The 15,385-nt window shown below is 73.1% G+C and carries 12 protein-coding genes; 6 read left to right on the top strand and 6 right to left on the bottom strand.

Annotated elements, in window-relative coordinates; all coding sequences use genetic code 11:
• The first annotated feature begins 87 nt into the window (after positions 1-87).
• The 5 genes from MFF21_RS21825 to MFF21_RS21805 all read left to right on the top strand — a co-directional run bounded on the left by MFF21_RS21825 (position 88) and on the right by MFF21_RS21805 (position 3,685).
• The gene (locus MFF21_RS21825) at positions 88-747 is read left to right on the top strand and encodes a DUF1007 family protein (protein ID WP_238314071.1); all 660 of its coding nucleotides are present in this window, start codon (positions 88-90) and stop codon (positions 745-747) included.
• On the top strand, positions 738-1,760 hold the full coding sequence (locus MFF21_RS21820; protein WP_308445698.1) for a nickel/cobalt transporter: 1,023 nt from the start codon (positions 738-740) through the stop codon (positions 1,758-1,760). Before MFF21_RS21825 ends, MFF21_RS21820 begins: the two co-directional genes overlap by 10 nt.
• Before the next feature lie 77 nt (positions 1,761-1,837).
• Positions 1,838-2,563, top strand: coding sequence for a hypothetical protein (locus MFF21_RS21815; protein ID WP_238314070.1), 726 nt, complete (start codon positions 1,838-1,840; stop codon positions 2,561-2,563).
• A gap of 204 nt (positions 2,564-2,767) precedes the next feature.
• The gene (locus MFF21_RS21810; protein ID WP_238314068.1) at positions 2,768-2,908 is read left to right on the top strand and encodes a hypothetical protein; all 141 of its coding nucleotides are present in this window, start codon (positions 2,768-2,770) and stop codon (positions 2,906-2,908) included.
• A gap of 42 nt (positions 2,909-2,950) precedes the next feature.
• Positions 2,951-3,685: an outer membrane protein gene (locus tag MFF21_RS21805; RefSeq protein WP_238314066.1), complete on the top strand. Its 735-nt coding sequence runs from the start codon at positions 2,951-2,953 to the stop codon at positions 3,683-3,685.
• 42 nt (positions 3,686-3,727) lie between these two features.
• Here MFF21_RS21805 and MFF21_RS21800 read toward each other — a convergent pair whose 3' ends face one another.
• The 3 genes from MFF21_RS21800 to MFF21_RS21790 form a co-directional block, all read right to left on the bottom strand.
• Entirely contained in the window at positions 3,728-4,321 is a 594-nt protein-coding gene (locus MFF21_RS21800; RefSeq protein ID WP_238314064.1) for a histidine phosphatase family protein, read from the bottom strand.
• A 68-nt stretch (positions 4,322-4,389) separates the two neighbouring features.
• Positions 4,390-6,609, bottom strand: a complete 2,220-nt coding sequence (pbpC, locus tag MFF21_RS21795; RefSeq protein WP_373325079.1) for a penicillin-binding protein 1C — start codon at positions 6,607-6,609, stop codon at positions 4,390-4,392.
• A complete protein-coding gene (locus tag MFF21_RS21790) occupies positions 6,609-11,924 on the bottom strand; it encodes an alpha-2-macroglobulin family protein (protein WP_238314062.1) in 5,316 nt (1,771 codons plus the stop codon). The genes pbpC and MFF21_RS21790 overlap by 1 nt, the downstream gene beginning before the upstream one ends.
• A 175-nt stretch (positions 11,925-12,099) precedes the next feature.
• Between MFF21_RS21790 and MFF21_RS21785 the strand changes: the two genes are divergently transcribed.
• The gene (locus tag MFF21_RS21785) at positions 12,100-13,509 is read left to right on the top strand and encodes a trypsin-like peptidase domain-containing protein (protein WP_373325078.1); all 1,410 of its coding nucleotides are present in this window, start codon (positions 12,100-12,102) and stop codon (positions 13,507-13,509) included.
• 13 nt (positions 13,510-13,522) lie between these two features.
• Here the strand turns inward: MFF21_RS21785 and MFF21_RS21780 are convergent, their stop codons facing one another.
• The 3 genes from MFF21_RS21780 to MFF21_RS21770 all read right to left on the bottom strand — a co-directional run bounded on the left by MFF21_RS21780 (position 13,523) and on the right by MFF21_RS21770 (position 15,330).
• On the bottom strand, positions 13,523-13,681 hold the full coding sequence (locus MFF21_RS21780; RefSeq protein ID WP_238314058.1) for a DUF3309 domain-containing protein: 159 nt from the start codon (positions 13,679-13,681) through the stop codon (positions 13,523-13,525).
• 100 nt (positions 13,682-13,781) lie between these two features.
• Positions 13,782-14,837, bottom strand: a complete 1,056-nt coding sequence (locus MFF21_RS21775) for a cysteine synthase A (RefSeq protein WP_238314056.1) — start codon at positions 14,835-14,837, stop codon at positions 13,782-13,784.
• A gap of 307 nt (positions 14,838-15,144) precedes the next feature.
• On the bottom strand, positions 15,145-15,330 hold the full coding sequence (locus MFF21_RS21770; RefSeq protein ID WP_238314054.1) for a NepR family anti-sigma factor: 186 nt from the start codon (positions 15,328-15,330) through the stop codon (positions 15,145-15,147).
• Positions 15,331-15,385 lie beyond the last annotated feature (55 nt).

Genomic DNA, 15,385 nt, shown 5'->3' with positions numbered 1-15,385 from the left:
TTCGCGTCGGCGCCTCGCTTTCGCCAAACCGCGCCGGCATGGTCAGGCCACGCCAACGCCATCGCACGCCAGCGTCGCGGGACCGCCATGCCGTCTTTCTCGCCGCTCCGTCGGCTTCTCGCTCCGGTGCTGCTGCTCACGCCCGTCCCGGTGCTCGCCCATCCCCATGTCTGGGTGACGGCGACCGAGGAGGTCGCCTACGAATCCGGCCGCGTCACCGGCGTGCGCCACCACTGGACCTTCGACGCGGAATACTCGGCCTTCATCACGCAGGGGCTGGACGCCAACAAGGACGGCAAGATCTCCCCCGAGGAGTTGCAGGGACTCGCCACCGAGAACACCGCAGGCCTCGCCGAGTTCGGCTACTTCACCAAGCTCAAGGTCGGCGGCAAGGAACAGGCCTTCGCCGAGCCGAAGGACCCGCGCATGGGGCTGGAGGGGGGCAAGCTCACCCTGACCTTCCTGCTGCCGCTCAAGACGCCGGCCGCGCAGGGCCGCGGCGTCGCCGCGCTGGAGGTCTACGACCCGACCTACTTCGTCTCCTTCGGGCTCGCGGACGGGGCCGACGCCGTGCGGCTCGCCGGCGCGCCCACGGGCTGCACCACCTCGATCACCCGACCGAAGACCACCGAGGCCAAGACCGCCGATGCCGGCAAGCCGCTCTCGGAGGCCTTCTTCGAGGCGCTGACCGCGGCCTCCGATTACGGCGTGCAATTCGCCAACCGGGCCATCGTCGCGTGTCCGTAAGCGCCGCGCCGACGCTTCCCGTCGCGAAGGGCGGGGGGCATTCCCTGCTCCTGCGGATCGCCCTGGCGCTCGGCGCCATCGCCCTGGCCGCCGGCGTGCTGGCCGGCCTCGTCTGGCTGGTGGCGCCGGGCCTGACCGCCCCGCCCCCGCGCTCCCCCTTCGGCATCGGTTTCCGCGAGACCGCCCCCGCGGCCACGGGCCTGGGCGGGCGGCTGCTCGCGATCCAGGCGAGCTTCGCCCAGAGCCTGCGCGGGGCCGTCTCCGCCCTGAAGCATGGCGGCGGCTGGGAGGCCCTGGCCCTGCTCGGCTTCGCCTACGGGGTCTTCCACGCCGCCGGCCCCGGCCACGGCAAGGCGGTGATCGCCGGTTACATCGTCGCCGGCGAGAAGATCCTGCGGCGCGGCTTCGCCCTGAGCGCCGCCGCCGCCCTGCTCCAGGCCCTGGTGGCGATCGCGATCGTGGGGATCGGCACCCTCCTGCTCAACGCCACCGCGGCCGGCATGACGCGGGCCGGCACACTGATCGAGACGGTGAGCTTCGCCCTCGTCGCCCTGCTCGGCCTCGCCGTCACCTGGCGCAAGGCTGGTCGGCTCGCGGCTCTGCTCGCGGCCGAGCCGGCCGCCGCCTGCGGGCCGGGCTGCGGGCACCGGCATCTGAGCGATGCCGAGACCGTCTCCCGGCTGGAGACCTGGCGCGAGCGCATCGGCGTCGTGCTCGCCGCCGGCACGCGCCCCTGCGCCGGCGCCGTGCTGATCCTGGTCTTCTGCGCCTCCCAGGGCATGCTCGCGGCCGGGATCGGCGCGACCTTCGCCATGGCCGCCGGCACGGCCCTGACCACGGGGGCGCTGGCGAGCCTCGCGGTCTTCGCCAAGGCCCTCGCCCTGCGCCTCGCGGGCGGACGGGGCCAGGCCGGCACGCTGGCCATCGGCGGCCTCGAACTCGTGGCCGCCGCCTTCGTGCTGGTGCTCGGGGCGGCCCTGCTCACCGGGCTCGCGACGGCGGCGGGCGGCTGACGCCGCAGGGTCGGCTCCCCCCTCGCCAGCGCGTCGCCCGCGTGCCACTCTCCCTGCGGACACGCGAGGAGAGGCCCTTGAGCGCATCGAGCCTGCCCGACGCCTTCGGCCGCATCCTGAATTGGCGCCTGCTCGCCGGCTCGCACGAATTTCCGGGGCCGGAGGGCGGCACCTGCATCAACGAGGCGGCGATCGTGGCCGCGGGCCTGCCCTACCGGGCGATCCGCGGCAGCGAGGATTGCCCGCCCTGCTTCTCGCGCCCGCTGGCGGCCTATGCGCTCGGCCTCAACGACGCGATGCCCGATGCCGAGCGCGGACGCCTGATGGCCTTCGTGCTGCGGCTCTCCGGCTCGGCGGACGGGCCGGAGGTCGAGACCCGGCGAACCACCTTCCTCGCCACCGAGAGCGTGCGCCGCATCCTGCCCCCGCTCCTCGACCGGGCCGGCCTGCCCGCCCTCGCGGCCCGCTGCGAGACCGCCCCCGACCCGCGGGCGGCCCTGTCGGCGGCCCGGATCGCCCAGAACCAGGGCGGCGCCCTGTCCCAGATGGCAGGCTACCGCCGGGCCTGGGTCCAGGGCGCCCGGGCCGCCGCCGTCGCCCGCACCGGCACCGCGGCCGTGAAGGCCTTCGACGACGCCCGCTGCGCGGCGGAGGTCGCGGAAGGCGCCGCCCCCTTCGCGGAGGGCATCTGGCCGACCGCCGTGTCGATCCTCGACGAAGCGCTCGCGATCGGACGGCAGGCGCCGACGATCGACGTGATCGAGGCCGGCCGCCGGATGGAGACGGCCCGCGCCCGCACCTGACCGGGCACATTTCCAAGCTCCAGGGCCCGCCATCGTCGCCCCTATGAAGGGCTGAACCGGAATTCCCGACGCCCGTCGCGCGTGCGCCAGCACACGCGAATGAGGCACGCCGCGTTGACGTGTGAAAATTTCCCACGCATTAGTTCGGGGCCGCCGCCGGTTCCCCGAACCGGATGGCGGCCCGGCGCACGATCCGAATTGCCCATGCTTCCCAAGGCCTTTCGCCGGCCCACCGCGAGCCGCTTCGAAGCCCGAGCACCGCAGAACGCGGCTGTCGGGCGAGAGGTGCCCCTCGGGTTGGCCCTCGCCCTCGCCGCGCTCGGCCTGCTGCTCCTCGGCCGCTGAGCCGCACCGACCCCGAACCCTTCGACCTCACGAGGACCTGCGATGCTGAAACCGATCTCCGCCGCCCTGCTCTGCCTCGGCACCGGGCTGGCCTCCGCCCAGGCCGCCGACCTGCCGCGGCGCGCGGCCCCGCCCCTGCCGCCGGTCCCGCCGGCCTTCACCTGGACCGGCTTCTATGCGGGCGTGAATGCGGGTTACGGCTTCCGCAGCGCCCCGAGCAGCTTCACGGACGCGACCTACGGCACCGTGACCCAGAGCAAGACCGATCGCGGCGGTTTCCTCGGCGGCGGCCAGATCGGCTACAATTACCAGTTCACGCCGGGCGCCGGCTTCGTGGTCGGCGTCGAGACCGACATCCAGGGCACGGCCTTCGCCAAGGCGGATGCCGCCTATCTCGGCACCACGCCCTATTACACGATCGGCTCCACCCTCGACTATTTCGGAACCGTCCGCGGCCGGGTCGGCTACGCCTTCGATCGCGTGCTGATCTACGGCACCGGCGGCTTCGCCTATGGCGGGGGCTCGAAGTCGTCCTATGCCGCGTCCTACACGGGCACGCTGCCGAGCGACTTCCGCACCGGCTACGCCTTCGGCGGCGGCTTCGAATACGCCTTCACCGAAAAGCTCTCGGCCAAGATCGAGGCCCTCTACGTCAACCTGAAGCAGAGCAGCACCAGCACGACCGTCTACGATTCCTCGGTTCCCGCCTATTACGGCCTCGCCAAGACCGATCCCGGCTTCGCGGTGGTCCGGGCCGGCGTGAACTACCGGTTCTGACGCTTCGCCGGCCCTCGCTGTGCGAGCGGAGCGAGGGCCGGGTCAGGCGCGCGCGGAGGCCCGGGAGGGGCTGTCGAGGTCGATCTCCAGGGCCTCGCAGTTCTCCAGCCACCGTCCGGTCAGGTGGTAGAAGAAGGTGCAGTGGCCGACCACGGCGATGGTCCGCTCCGGCCGCGCCCGCAGGAAGTCGCGAAACCCCTCCACCCGGGCCTCGAACAGGGGGCGGGGCTCGACATGCCAGCCCTCCGGCCCGACCTCGCCCTCGGCGTACCACCAGGTCTCGGGCAGGTGGTCCACGCGGAAATCCGGGAATTCGCGCGCGAGCAGGGAAGCGGCGCGGCCGACATCGCAGCTGCTCTCCTGACATTCGCGGTGGAGCACCTCGACCAGGACCTGCGGCTTGGCCGGATGATCGGCGAAAAGGCCGGCGGTGGTCTGCAGCGCGCGGGTCAGCGGGGACGTCACCACCAGCTCGAAGGGAATGTCCCGCAGGGATCCCCGGGCCGCGGCGACTTGGCGGCGGCCGCGCTCGGACAGGGGAGCGTCGATATGGCCGGGGTCGCGCCCCGTGGCCTGATGCACCGCATTGAAGGTCGATTCGCCGTGGCGGATGCAGACGATGCGGGTCGTGCTCATGGCGCCTGATCTATTTCGGGCGGGGCCGCCCCGCCAGCGGCGCCCGCGCAGACCAGCCATCGGCCGGCCTATTCGAGCCGCACCACCACGCTGTCGCTGGCGCCCTTCGCGTCCATCACCGAGATGCGGGCGAAACCGGCGCCCTCGGGGTGCCAGTCCGTCTGCCGCCTCAGGCCTTCGGCCACCGGAGCGCCGTCGACCATCCAGGTGAGCGGCGGCTCGCCGCCGAGCGCCTTGAGCGCCAGGGTCGCGGCCTCGCTGCGCACGGCGCCGTTCTCCGACAGGCCGAGCTCGACCCGCGCGCCGTCCGGCGGGTAGGCGATCTTCAGGGGCACGCCGAGGGTGGCGGCCAGCGTCTTCGGCGCGTCCTTGCGGATGTGGCGCAGGGGCGGCGGCAGGCTCGCCGTGGTGGCGACCAGGGCGTCCCGCGGCATCGGCAGGGGCTCCGGCTCGCCGCCGTAACGGGCGAAGGCATCGAACAGCACCGGCGCGGCCACGAGCCGCCCGACCAGCCCGGGAACGGCCGCGCCGTCCGGGCGCCCGACCCAGACCGCGATGGTGACGCGCCGGTCGAACCCGACCGCCCAGGCGTCGCGATAGCCGTAGGAGGTGCCGGTCTTGAAGGCGAGGCGCCCGGTCAGGGCGTTCTCCGGCGGGGGCGCCCCGCGCAGGATGTCCGCCACGTACCAGGCGGAGACGGGATCGGCGACGCTGCGCTCCGGCTCCGGCGCGGCGGAGACGATGCGCTCGCGCCAGGGCGGCACCGCCCCCCCACGGGCAAACCCCGCATAGAGCCGGGCGAGGTCGGCCAGCCGGATGCCGAGGCCGCCGAGCGCCACCGGCAGGCCGGGCGCCGTATCCCGCGGCAGAACGATGTCGGCGCCCGCCCCGCGCAGGCGGGTGACGAAGCGGGCGGCGCCGACCGCATCGAGCAGGTCCACCGCCGGCACGTTGAGCGAGAGCTGCAGGGCGCGCCGCGCCGTCACCGTGCCCTGGAAGGTGAGATCGAAGTTCTCCGGCGCGTAGCTCGCGGCGAAGCGGGCCGGGCGGTCGTCGAGCAGCGTCTCGGGATGGGCGATGCCGTTCTCGAAAGCGAGGGCGTAGATGAAGGGCTTCAGCGCCGAGCCGGGGGAGCGCAGGGCCAGGGCGGCATCGACCGCGCCGGCCCGGGCGGAATCGAGATAGCCGGCGCTGCCGACATGGGCGAGCACCGCGCCGCTGCGGTTGTCGATCGCCACGATCGCCGCCGAGAGGCCGGGCCCCGCCGCGGCGGCACGCTCCGCGGCCAGGGCTTCGAGGCTCGCCTGCAGGCGGCGGTCGAGGCTGAGGGCGATCACCCGCGCCGTGGGATCGGCGGCCACCGCCTGCTCGGCGGCATGGGCTGCCAGCATCGGGAAGGTCTTTCGCACCGTCGGCACCGGCTCGGCCTTGGCCGCCTGCGCCTCGGCCGCGGGCAGGACGCCGCGGGCGGCGGCGATGTCGAGCACCCGGTCGCGGGCCTGCTTGGCCCGGGCGGGGAAGCGATCCGGCCGGCGCGTCTCCGGGGATTGCGGCAGGGCGACGAGCAGGGCGGCCTCCGCCGCCGAGAGCCGGGCCGGCTCGCGCCCGAAATAGGCGAGGCTCGCCGCCCGCACGCCCTCCACCGGGCCGCCGAAGGGCGCCAGCGCCAGATAGAGATCGAGCACCGCCGCCTTGCCCTGCGCCCGCTCCAGGGCGAGGGCGCGGACCGCCTGCCGCAGCTTCTGCGTCAGCGAGCGCTCGGGCCGCGGCTCGACGAGACGGGCGACCTGCATCGACAGGGTCGAGCCCCCCGAGACGATGCGGCGCTGGCTCAGCCATTGTCCGGCGGCCCGCAGCAGCGCCGCGGGATCGATGCCGGGATGGTCGTCGAAGCGCCGATCCTCGTAGGCCTTGAGCATGGCGAGGTAGCGCGGATCGACCTCCGCCGCCGTCACCGGCAGCCGCCAGCGCCCGTCGGCGGTGGCGAAGGGGCGCAGCAGCGCCCCGTTCCGGTCGAGCACGACGGTGGAGCGCCGGGATGCCTCCGTGAGGTCGAGGGCCGGGAGGCTCGCGGCGTAGCGCCAGAGAGCGAGGCCGAGGACGAGCAAGAGAAGCAGGGCAGCGGCCGCGCTCCTCCCCCCTCTGCGGGGGAGGGTGCCTGCGGAGCAGGCGGGAGAGGGGCCGGCGCAGGTCCTTCCGGAGACGGCGCTCCCCTCTCCCGACCCTCGCTGACGCGAGGGTCCCCCTCTCCCGCGGAGGGGAGAGGGCCTTGGCGGCCGCTTCCCCATCACTCCTTCGCCACCACCTCGACCGTGCCGAAGCCGGTGCGGCCGAAGCGGTCGGGGCGGTACATGTCCTCGATGGTGGCGGCCGGCTGCACGTAGACGCCCGGCGAGACCGCCCGCACCGTATAGGCCACCGAGAAGAAGGCCGATTGCTCGGTGTCCCGGTTGTAGGCCGCCACGAAGCGGTCGTCGCGGAACTCGGTATGCGCCGGCGGCACGTCGCTCTTGGCGAAGCTCAGGGCCGCCAGGGCGTCGGTGTCGAGGAGCTTCGGGTTGTCAATCTCGAGCCCGGCGGGCAGGCGGTCGACGAGGAGCAGGCGGCCGGCACTGGCCTTGGCCTCCGTCACCTTCAGCACCACCACGAGCCGGTCGTTCTGGCGCAGGGGCTTGGCGGCGTCGACCGGCGTGCCGTCGAGCCGGTAGAGGCTGCGCTCCACCGTGTAGCCGCGGGACTCCGCCGGCTCCGGCGCGATCGGATTTCCGGAGACGCCGACCACGAGCTGGACCGGGTCCTTGCCCTCGTTGGTCACGCGCACCGTCCGCGCCTCCAGCGCAGCGGGCTTGAAGCTGCGGGCGAGCGGCCCCTTGCCGGGGGTGCCGTCGACGGCCACGGACAGCGTCTCCCCTTCCTTCGCCAGGGCCTCGGCGGCGAGCACCATCCAGGCATTCTCCTGCGTGCTGGTAGAGCGGCTCGCCTCCCGCTCCTGCGTGACCACCGCGGCGAGGGGCTTCAGCGCGTCGCGCAGCAGGCCGGTCTCGGCCCCCAGCGCGATCAGCCCGGCGCCGTCGCGTAGCCGCGTCCCGTAATCGGCCCGGTAGGTCTTCGCATCGGCCTCGCTTCGCAGGGCCTGGAGCGCGGACTCGTAGGCCCTGGCCGCCCGGCCGCGATCCCCCAGCAGCGCGAGGGCCGCCGCGATCTGCCCGCGCCCGAGCGGGGTGGCGAAATCGGACAGCTTGGTATCGGCGAGGTAGCGCAGATCGCCCATCACCGGGCGGCCGTTGCGGGCGAGCACATAGGCCGCATAGGCGATGTCCATGCCGCCGTCGCGCACCTCGCTCGCATTGGCGACCTCGTTGCGCAGGCGGTCGAGGGCGTTGCTGAAAGCGGTCTGCGGCACGGGAAATCCCCGCTCGCGGGCGCGGGTGAGGAAGTCGGTGACATAGGCGTTGAGCCAGACGTCGCTCGCCTCGCCCGCGGACCAGAGGCCGAAATCGCCGCCGGAATTCTGGCGGGAGAGCACCCGGTCGATCGCCTCGCGCACCCGCTCGTCGAGCTTGCCGTCGAGGCCCAGCCGCTCGGCGGAGGCGAGGCTGTTGACGTAGAGCAGCGGCATGGCCCGGCTCACCGTCTGCTCGGAGCAGCCATAGGGATAGCGGTCGAGGGCCTGGAGCAGGGCCGGCACGTCGATCCCGGTGATCTGGCTCACGGAGACCGAGACGGAGCCGGTGCCGGGCAGCATCTCGGCCAGAAGCTCCCGGCCGATCTCGGCGCTGGCGCCGGGCTCGAGCGTGCGCACCGTGCGGCGCAGGAGCGGCCCGGTGCCCGGATTGACCGCGAGCGCGAAGCTCTGGCCGATGCCCTCGGAGAGGCGAGGACCGCTCAGGGTCAGGTCGATCCGGGCCGTGCCCGGGCCGGCGGCGGTGATCGGGATCACGAGCTGGCCCTTGGCTCCGGCCTCCAGCCGAACGGTCCGGTGGAGCGCGTCCCCCGCCACCAGCACGGGGCCGGAGAGGTCGAGGTCGAGGGTGTAGTCGCCCGCCGCGCCCTCGACATTGTCGAGCGCCACGAAGAAGCGCGAGCGGTCGCCGACATTGAGGAAGCGCGGCAGCGTGCCCGTGACCACGACGGGATCGCGCACGATCACATCCGCCTGGGCCTGCCCCACCCGTCCCTTGGTCCAGGCGGTGGCCATCAGCCGGGCGGTGCCGTTGAAGGCCGGCAGCGCCAGGGGGATCTGCGCCGTGCCGTCCGGCCTCACCGTGACGATGCCGGAATAGAGGGCGAGCGGCGCCTGGGTCGGCGGCACGTCGGCCAGCTCGGCGCCCCCGGCATCGCCGCCGGAGCGGATCGCGCCGAGGACGCCCTGCATGCCGTCGATCAGGTAGCCGTAGAGATCGCGGATCTCCGGCCCCAGGGCCTTCTGGCCGAAGAAGAACTGGAACGGGTTCGGCGCCTCGTAGCGGGTGAGGTTGAGGATGCCGACATCCACCGCGGCCAGCGTCACCCGCGCTTCCTCGCCGGCCTGGAGCCCGGCGATCGTCACCGGCACGGTCAGGGTCTCCCGCGGCTTCGTCTTGGCCGGGGCCGCGATCGACACGGCGAGCCCGCGCTTGTCCCGGTCGACCGAGAACCAGGCGAGGCCGAGGGCGCGGCCCGGCATGCGCTTGGCCGCCTGGTCGAGGGGCCGGTAGGCCGTGGCGACGAGATAGGCGCCCGGGCCCCATTCCGCCTTCACCGGGATCTCGACGGTGGTGCCGCCCTCGGGCACCGCGACGTCGAGGATGTCGTGCACCCGGTCGCTCACCACCGCGAGGGTGGCGCTGCCGGCGAATTTCGGCTGGAGCCGGGCGCGCAGGCGCTCGCCGGTCGCGTAGGCGGCCTTGTCGAGGGTGAGGTCGAGGAGGTCGGGCACGTCCGCGCTCTCCGAACCGCCCCAGCCGACCGTGAAGGACACGCTCACGGCCGCATTCGGCTGCCCAGGAAGGCTCGCCTCCAGCCGGTAACTGCCGAACCCCACCGGAGCCGAGAGCTTCGCCGGGCCCTCGGCCGAGAGATCGACCGTGCCGTCGGCCACGCGGCGCGTGTTCTGCACCGGCTCGAAGGACCAGCGCCCGTCCTGGCGGTACCATTGGTAGTTCCGCTCGATCTTCGACAGGGTCCAGCTCACGCCGGGCTGGGCGAGGCGCCTCCCGTCGGGCGCGGCCAGGACGAGATCGAAGGTGGCGGTGCCGCCCTCCCGGAGCTCACCGGAAAAATTCTTGCGGAGGGCGAGGACCGGGCCTTCGGGCAGGATCGGCAGGGTCAGGCTGCGGCTGAGGGCCCGGCCGCCGGGCTCGCCCACCGCGAGCGTGATCCGCGCCTCCATGGCGCGCGGCGCCGTCACTTCCTGCACCGGCACGCTCACGGTGGCGTTGCCCTTGGCATCCGTGGTGCCGGCCTCGCCGATCTCGGCGGTCGTCGCCTGCACCGCCTCGTCGTCGAGGCCGATGGAGAAGCCGTCCAGCCCCTTGATGCCGGGCGCGGCGGCGGCCTGCACCGCCACCGAGCCGGTCACCGAGAGCCCAGCGCCGGGCGCCCCGTAGAGATAGCGGGCGGCGACGTCGATCGCGGCCGCCTCACCCCGCTTCAGGGCTGGAATCTTCGGGGTGAGGCTCACCTCCAGCCGCTCGGGGACGTAATCCTCCACGAGCCAGCTCGCCTCGCCGACCGGCGACGCCTTCGGATCGGTATAGGCCGCGACCCGCCAGGTGCCGTGCATGGCGCCGGACAGGAGGGGCACCGCCAGCGCGCGGCCGCCGAGCCCGCCATCGGCGACGGAGACGCGGCGATACTCCACCCCATCCGGCCGCTTCACCACCAGGGTGAGGGGCAGGCTCGGCACCGCCGCGCCGGTGCTGTCGCGCAGCAGCGCAGTCAGCGCCACGGTCTCGCCGGAGCGGTAGACGCCCCGCTCGGGGAAGACATAGGCTTCGAGCGCGGCCGAAGCCGCGCGCCCCTTCACGCCGCGATCGGTCAGGTCGAAGGCACCGAGGGACAGGTCGAGGAAGCCGTAATCCTCCCCGAGCTGCGCCACCACGAGGCCCGGGGCGAGGCCGCCCTCGCCCTTGGCGAGCCCGGCGGCGAAGGCGGCATGGCCCTGCCTATCGGTCTTCGCGCTCGCGAGCACGTCGTTGTTGCGGGCGACGAGCCGGATCTCCGCTTCGGGCACCGCCTTGGCGCTCGCCAACGAGCGGGCGAAGACATGGACGCCGTCCCTGCCCTTGAAGGCGGTGAGCCCGAGATCGGACACCACGAACCACTGGGTCGCCTTCGCGTCGGCGCTGACCTCCTCCTCGCCGCCGAATTGCGCAGCGGTCCCGCTCGGCTGGGCGACCATGACGTAGAGGCCGGCCTCGAGCTTGCCGACCGCCTGGAGCACCGGGAAGGCGGTCACCGCCTCGCGGTTGAGGTCGACCTTGGCGGTCTCCAGGCTGCCCTTCCAGACGCTGACGCCCTTCTGGTCGCCGATGGTCTTGGCGCTCCAGCCGCTGATCTGGCCGAGGAACTCCTCCGAGCGCAGGGCCGGCAGCAGGCCGCGGTCACCGATGCGGAAGACCTCGACGTCGAGCTTCGGCGCGTTCACCGAGATGACGGGCACGCCCGCCTGACCGGTCCGGGGCAGCACGTAGTTGCGGCCGGTGAACCGCGCCTGCGGTGCGCGGTCGCGCACGTAGATCTCGTAATCGGCGGATTTCAGAAGATCGTCGCCGAGCGCCGAAGGCAGGCCCTGGCGCAGCACGAAGGCGTAGCGCTCGCCGTGCTTGAGCCCGTCGACGCAGGCCTGCGCCCCCTCGCTCGTCACGGCGGCGTTCGCCGAGCCCGAGACGGCGATGTAGGGCGTCATGTCCGTCTTGGCGGGCAGGCTCTCGGAGAAGACGAAGCAGACCCGCGGGGCGGCCGCATCGGAATCGACCTTGTAGTCGAGGATGCGGAAACCGTGCTCCGCCCGCATCGTGTCGAACGTCTCGCGGATCGCCGCGTCCTCGCGCAGGGCGAGGCTGGCGCGGTAGGCGTCGAGGGCCGGGCGCCAGTCGGAATGGCTGCCCTCGATCTCGCCGAGCTTGGCCAGCGCCTTCCCCTCGTCGGCGGCCGTGCGCGCCCGCAGATAGGCCTGGTAGGCGGCGACCGTGGCCCGGCGCTTCAGCCTCTCCTTGGCCTGGTAATCGTCCCATTCCTCGTCGAGGCCGGCCTCGTTGGCGGCCCGGGCATAGTCGAGCCAGGAGCGCGGATCGCCGGGATCGGCGGACACGGCGGCGGCGAGGGCGTTCAGCTCGGCGAGACCGTCCCCCTCATCGCTCTTGGCCGCGCTCTCCGCCTCGCGCCGCCATTGAGCCGCATTTTTCGCGCCGGCCGGAGCCTCGGCCTTCAGCGCCGCCGCAAGGCGGACGCCCTCGCTCGCCAGTTCCTGGCGCTGATAGGATTTCTGGACCGGAGCCGTCGCGCTCCCGGCAGCGGGGACCGGGCGCGCGGGCTGTTGCGCGGAAGCGGGCAAGACGAGGGCCGTGGAGAGGGCCAAGGCTGCCGCGAGACATCCGAAGAGGCCACCGCCATACGCCATGCCTTGTCTCCGAATGATTCGTCCCGTCCGGGGCGGGCGGCACGCTAGCACCGGCACTCATGGCCGCAACAGCCGCTTTGAGCCGGTGCACCGATGCGTGAGGCCGTCCCGAAATCCCCTATGATCGCCAGGCCGGCGGGGAAGCCCGCTGATTCCCGGCTCGAGGGCGAGAGACATGGTTCAGGGGCGCGACTTGCGGTGGTATGTTGCCGGTCTTGTCGCGCTCACGCTTCTCACCGGCCCGGGCGGCCCGATGGGGGCCCGGGCGCAGGCGCCGCGGCCGGCGGCCCAGCCCGATCCCGTCTTCGAGGCCGCGAAATCCGCCTTCGAGGCGCGCCCCGAATCCGAGCGCCGGGCGATCCAGGACGCCCTGGTCTGGACCGGCGACTATAACGGCGTGACCACGGGCGCCTTCGGCCGGCGCAGCTTCGACGGGCTCCTCACCTATCAGAAGCGGATCGGGGCGAACCCGACCGGCCAGCTCTCGGGCACGGAGACGGCCGCGCTGCTGGCCGCCGGCGAGGCGGCCCGCAAGGCCGCCCGTTTCTCGGTGCGGACCGATGCGGCGAGCGGGATCGCCCTCGGGGTGCCCGAGCGTCTCCTGTCCAAGCGCAGCGCCATCCCCGGCGGCAGCCGCTGGCAGAGCGCCGACGGCCGGGTCACCCTCGACGCCAAATCCGCCCCCGCGGAGGGCGGGCTCGACCCGCTGTTCGAGCGCCTGAGCACGGCGACGCCGGAGCGCAAGGTCACCTACAAGCTGAAGAAGCCGGATTTCTTCGTCGTCACCGGGGAGACGGCGACGGGCAAGTTCTACCTCCGCTACGCCCTCGGCGAGGCGGGGATCCGCAGCTTCAGCCTCGCCTACGACAAGGCGCTCGCGGCCGATATCGATCGGCTCGTGATCGCGGTGGCCAACAGCTTCACGCCCTTCCCGGACACCGCGCCCGCCCCGGCCAAGCCCGCCGAGGCTGCGGCGCCGAGATCCGCGCCCGCGCCGAGCGCCGCCCTCCCCGCCCGCCCTGCCGCAACGGGGCTCGCGGTCGCGCAGAACCTCGTCCTCACCTCGGCCACGGCGCTCGAAGGCTGCGCCGCGCCGCGGATCGGTGCGATGGCCGCCACGATCGGGCCTCGCGACGCCGCCAACGGGCTGGCTCTGCTGAAGCTGGAAGGACGGGGTCTTCCTGCCTCGCGCGCACCGACCCTGCGAGCGGAGGCGCCTGCGCCGGGCGAGGCCCTCGTCGTCCTCGGTGCCGAGGCGGCGGGCGCCCCCTCCGCAGCGCCGGGCGAGGCGGCCGGCGACGGGCTGACCGCGCCGCTGCAGCCGGGCTCCGGCGGTGCTCCGGCCTTCGACCGGTCGGGACGGCTCGCGGGCCTGGTCGCGGTCTATCCAAGCGCTCCGCGGCTCGTGGCGGGTGTGGTGCCGCCGACCCGCTACCGGCTGGTGCCGGCCGCGGCGATCGGCGGTTTCCTGACGGCCAACGGCGTGACGCCTGCCACGACCGCCGCTCCTCCGGCGAGCCTGGGCGCGGCCGCGGCGCCCTATCTGGGCGCCGTGGTCGCCATCGCCTGCGGCCCGCGCGGCTGAGCGGTCCTGCGCGTCAGACGCGATTTCCGGTGAGGAGCAGGACGATCAGGATGATGAGGAGGATGCCGCCCAGGCCGAAGCTCGGTCCGCGATAGGCACCCCCTCCGAGAAAGTTGCCGCCGCCGAGGACGATCAGGATCAGCACGATCAGGAGAATGGTGGTCAAAGTCATCGACGCGGACTCCGGGCCGCCGGGCAAGGGCGCCCGAGCGTGACCGTAAACGTCGCGATCTGCCGTTTCGTTCAACTTGAGGGCGTGTGCGACGCTCCGATCAGACGAATGCGGAATCCGCCCGCCAATCCGGCAGCGGCTCGGCGGGCGCCGTCAGCCAGTCCGGCACCGGCAGGCCCTTGCCCTGCAGGAAGGCCGGGTTGAACAGCTTGGAGGCGTAGCGCGCCGCGCCGTCGCAGAGGATCGTCACGATGGTGTGGCCCGGCCCGAGATGGCGGGCGAGGCGCACCGCGCCGGCGACGTTGATGCCGGAGGAGCCACCGAGGGAGAGGCCCTCCTCGCGCATCAGCTGGAAGACATGGCCCAGGGCCTCGTCGTCCGGAACCCGGAAGGAGACGTCCGGCCGGAAGCCTTCGAGGTTCTTCGTGACGCGGCCCTGGCCGATCCCCTCGGTGATCGAGGAGCCTTCCGCCTTCAGGGTGCCGGTGCTGTAATAGGCGTGCAGCGCCGAGCCCTCGGGATCCGACAGGGCGATCGTCACCTTCGGATTGCGCGCCCGCAGGGCCTCCGCCGTTCCGGCGAGGGTGCCCCCCGTGCCGGCGGCGCAGACGAAGCCGTCGACCTGGCCCCCGGTCGCCGCGAAGATCTCCGGACCGGTGCCCTCCACATGGGCGAGGCGGTTGGCCACGTTGTCGAACTGGTCGGCGAAGAAGGCGCCCGCGCTCTCCCGCGCCGCGAGCTTCTCCGCGAGGCGGCGCGCCGCATGCACGTAGTTGTTGGGATTGGCGAAGGGGACGGCGGGCACCTCGACGAGCTGGGCGCCGGCGAGGCGCAGCGTCTCTTTCTTCTCGGCGGACTGGGTCTCGGGGATGACGATGACCGTGCGGTAGCCGCGCACGGCGGCGACCAGGGCAAGCCCGATGCCCGTATTGCCCGCCGTGCCCTCGACGATGGTGCCGCCGGGCCGGATCAGCCCCCGCGCCTCGGCGTCCCGGACGATCGAGAGGGCCGCGCGGTCCTTCACCGAGAGGCCGGGATTGAGGAATTCGGCCTTGCCGAGAATCGTACAGCCGGTCTCCTCGGAAACCCGGCGCAGCTTGATCAGGGGCGTGCCGCCGATGGCGGCGAGCACGTCGGCTTTGAGAGCGGAGGTCATGGCTGCGCAGCATAAGGCAAGGCGCGGGAGGAAATCCTGCCAAAAGCGCCGGGCGCGGTGGTGGCCATGCCGGGGGCGGCGTGGCACGGACACATCGCCTTCACCTTGATCGGCGAATCCCGGGCATGGTGGTCGACCGGATACGGCGCGTTCAGGTTCGGGCCGCTAGAAGCAGGCTCCCGATCCCGAATCGCCGCCCAAGGCTCCCCCCTCCGATGACCGTCATCGCCCTCGTTATCGTCGGCAACTTCCTGCTGGCCGGCCTCTTCTCCCTGGTCGCGGTCGTTCTCGACTGACCGCCCCCGGCTCAGGCCGGAGGCTTCTCGAGGCGCGCGAGCAGGGCGGCGATGCGCGGATCCACCGGCTCGGTGAGAACCTCGGCATAATGCGCCCGCAGCCCTTCGCCGAGATGCCGGCGCGTGCTGCCGCTCAGGGGCGCCCCCTTGGATCGGACGGGCTTGTCGTCCTTCGGCCTGTCGAGGGGCTGTCCCACGGTTCGCCTCCGGCAATGCGCGACCTGAGTCGCGGGGAAGCGGCCATGATGCAAG

This window comes from Methylobacterium organophilum, assembly GCF_022179465.1.
Lineage (GTDB): Bacteria > Pseudomonadota > Alphaproteobacteria > Rhizobiales > Beijerinckiaceae > Methylobacterium > Methylobacterium organophilum.
This window is presented reverse-complemented; position numbering and strand designations above follow the sequence as displayed.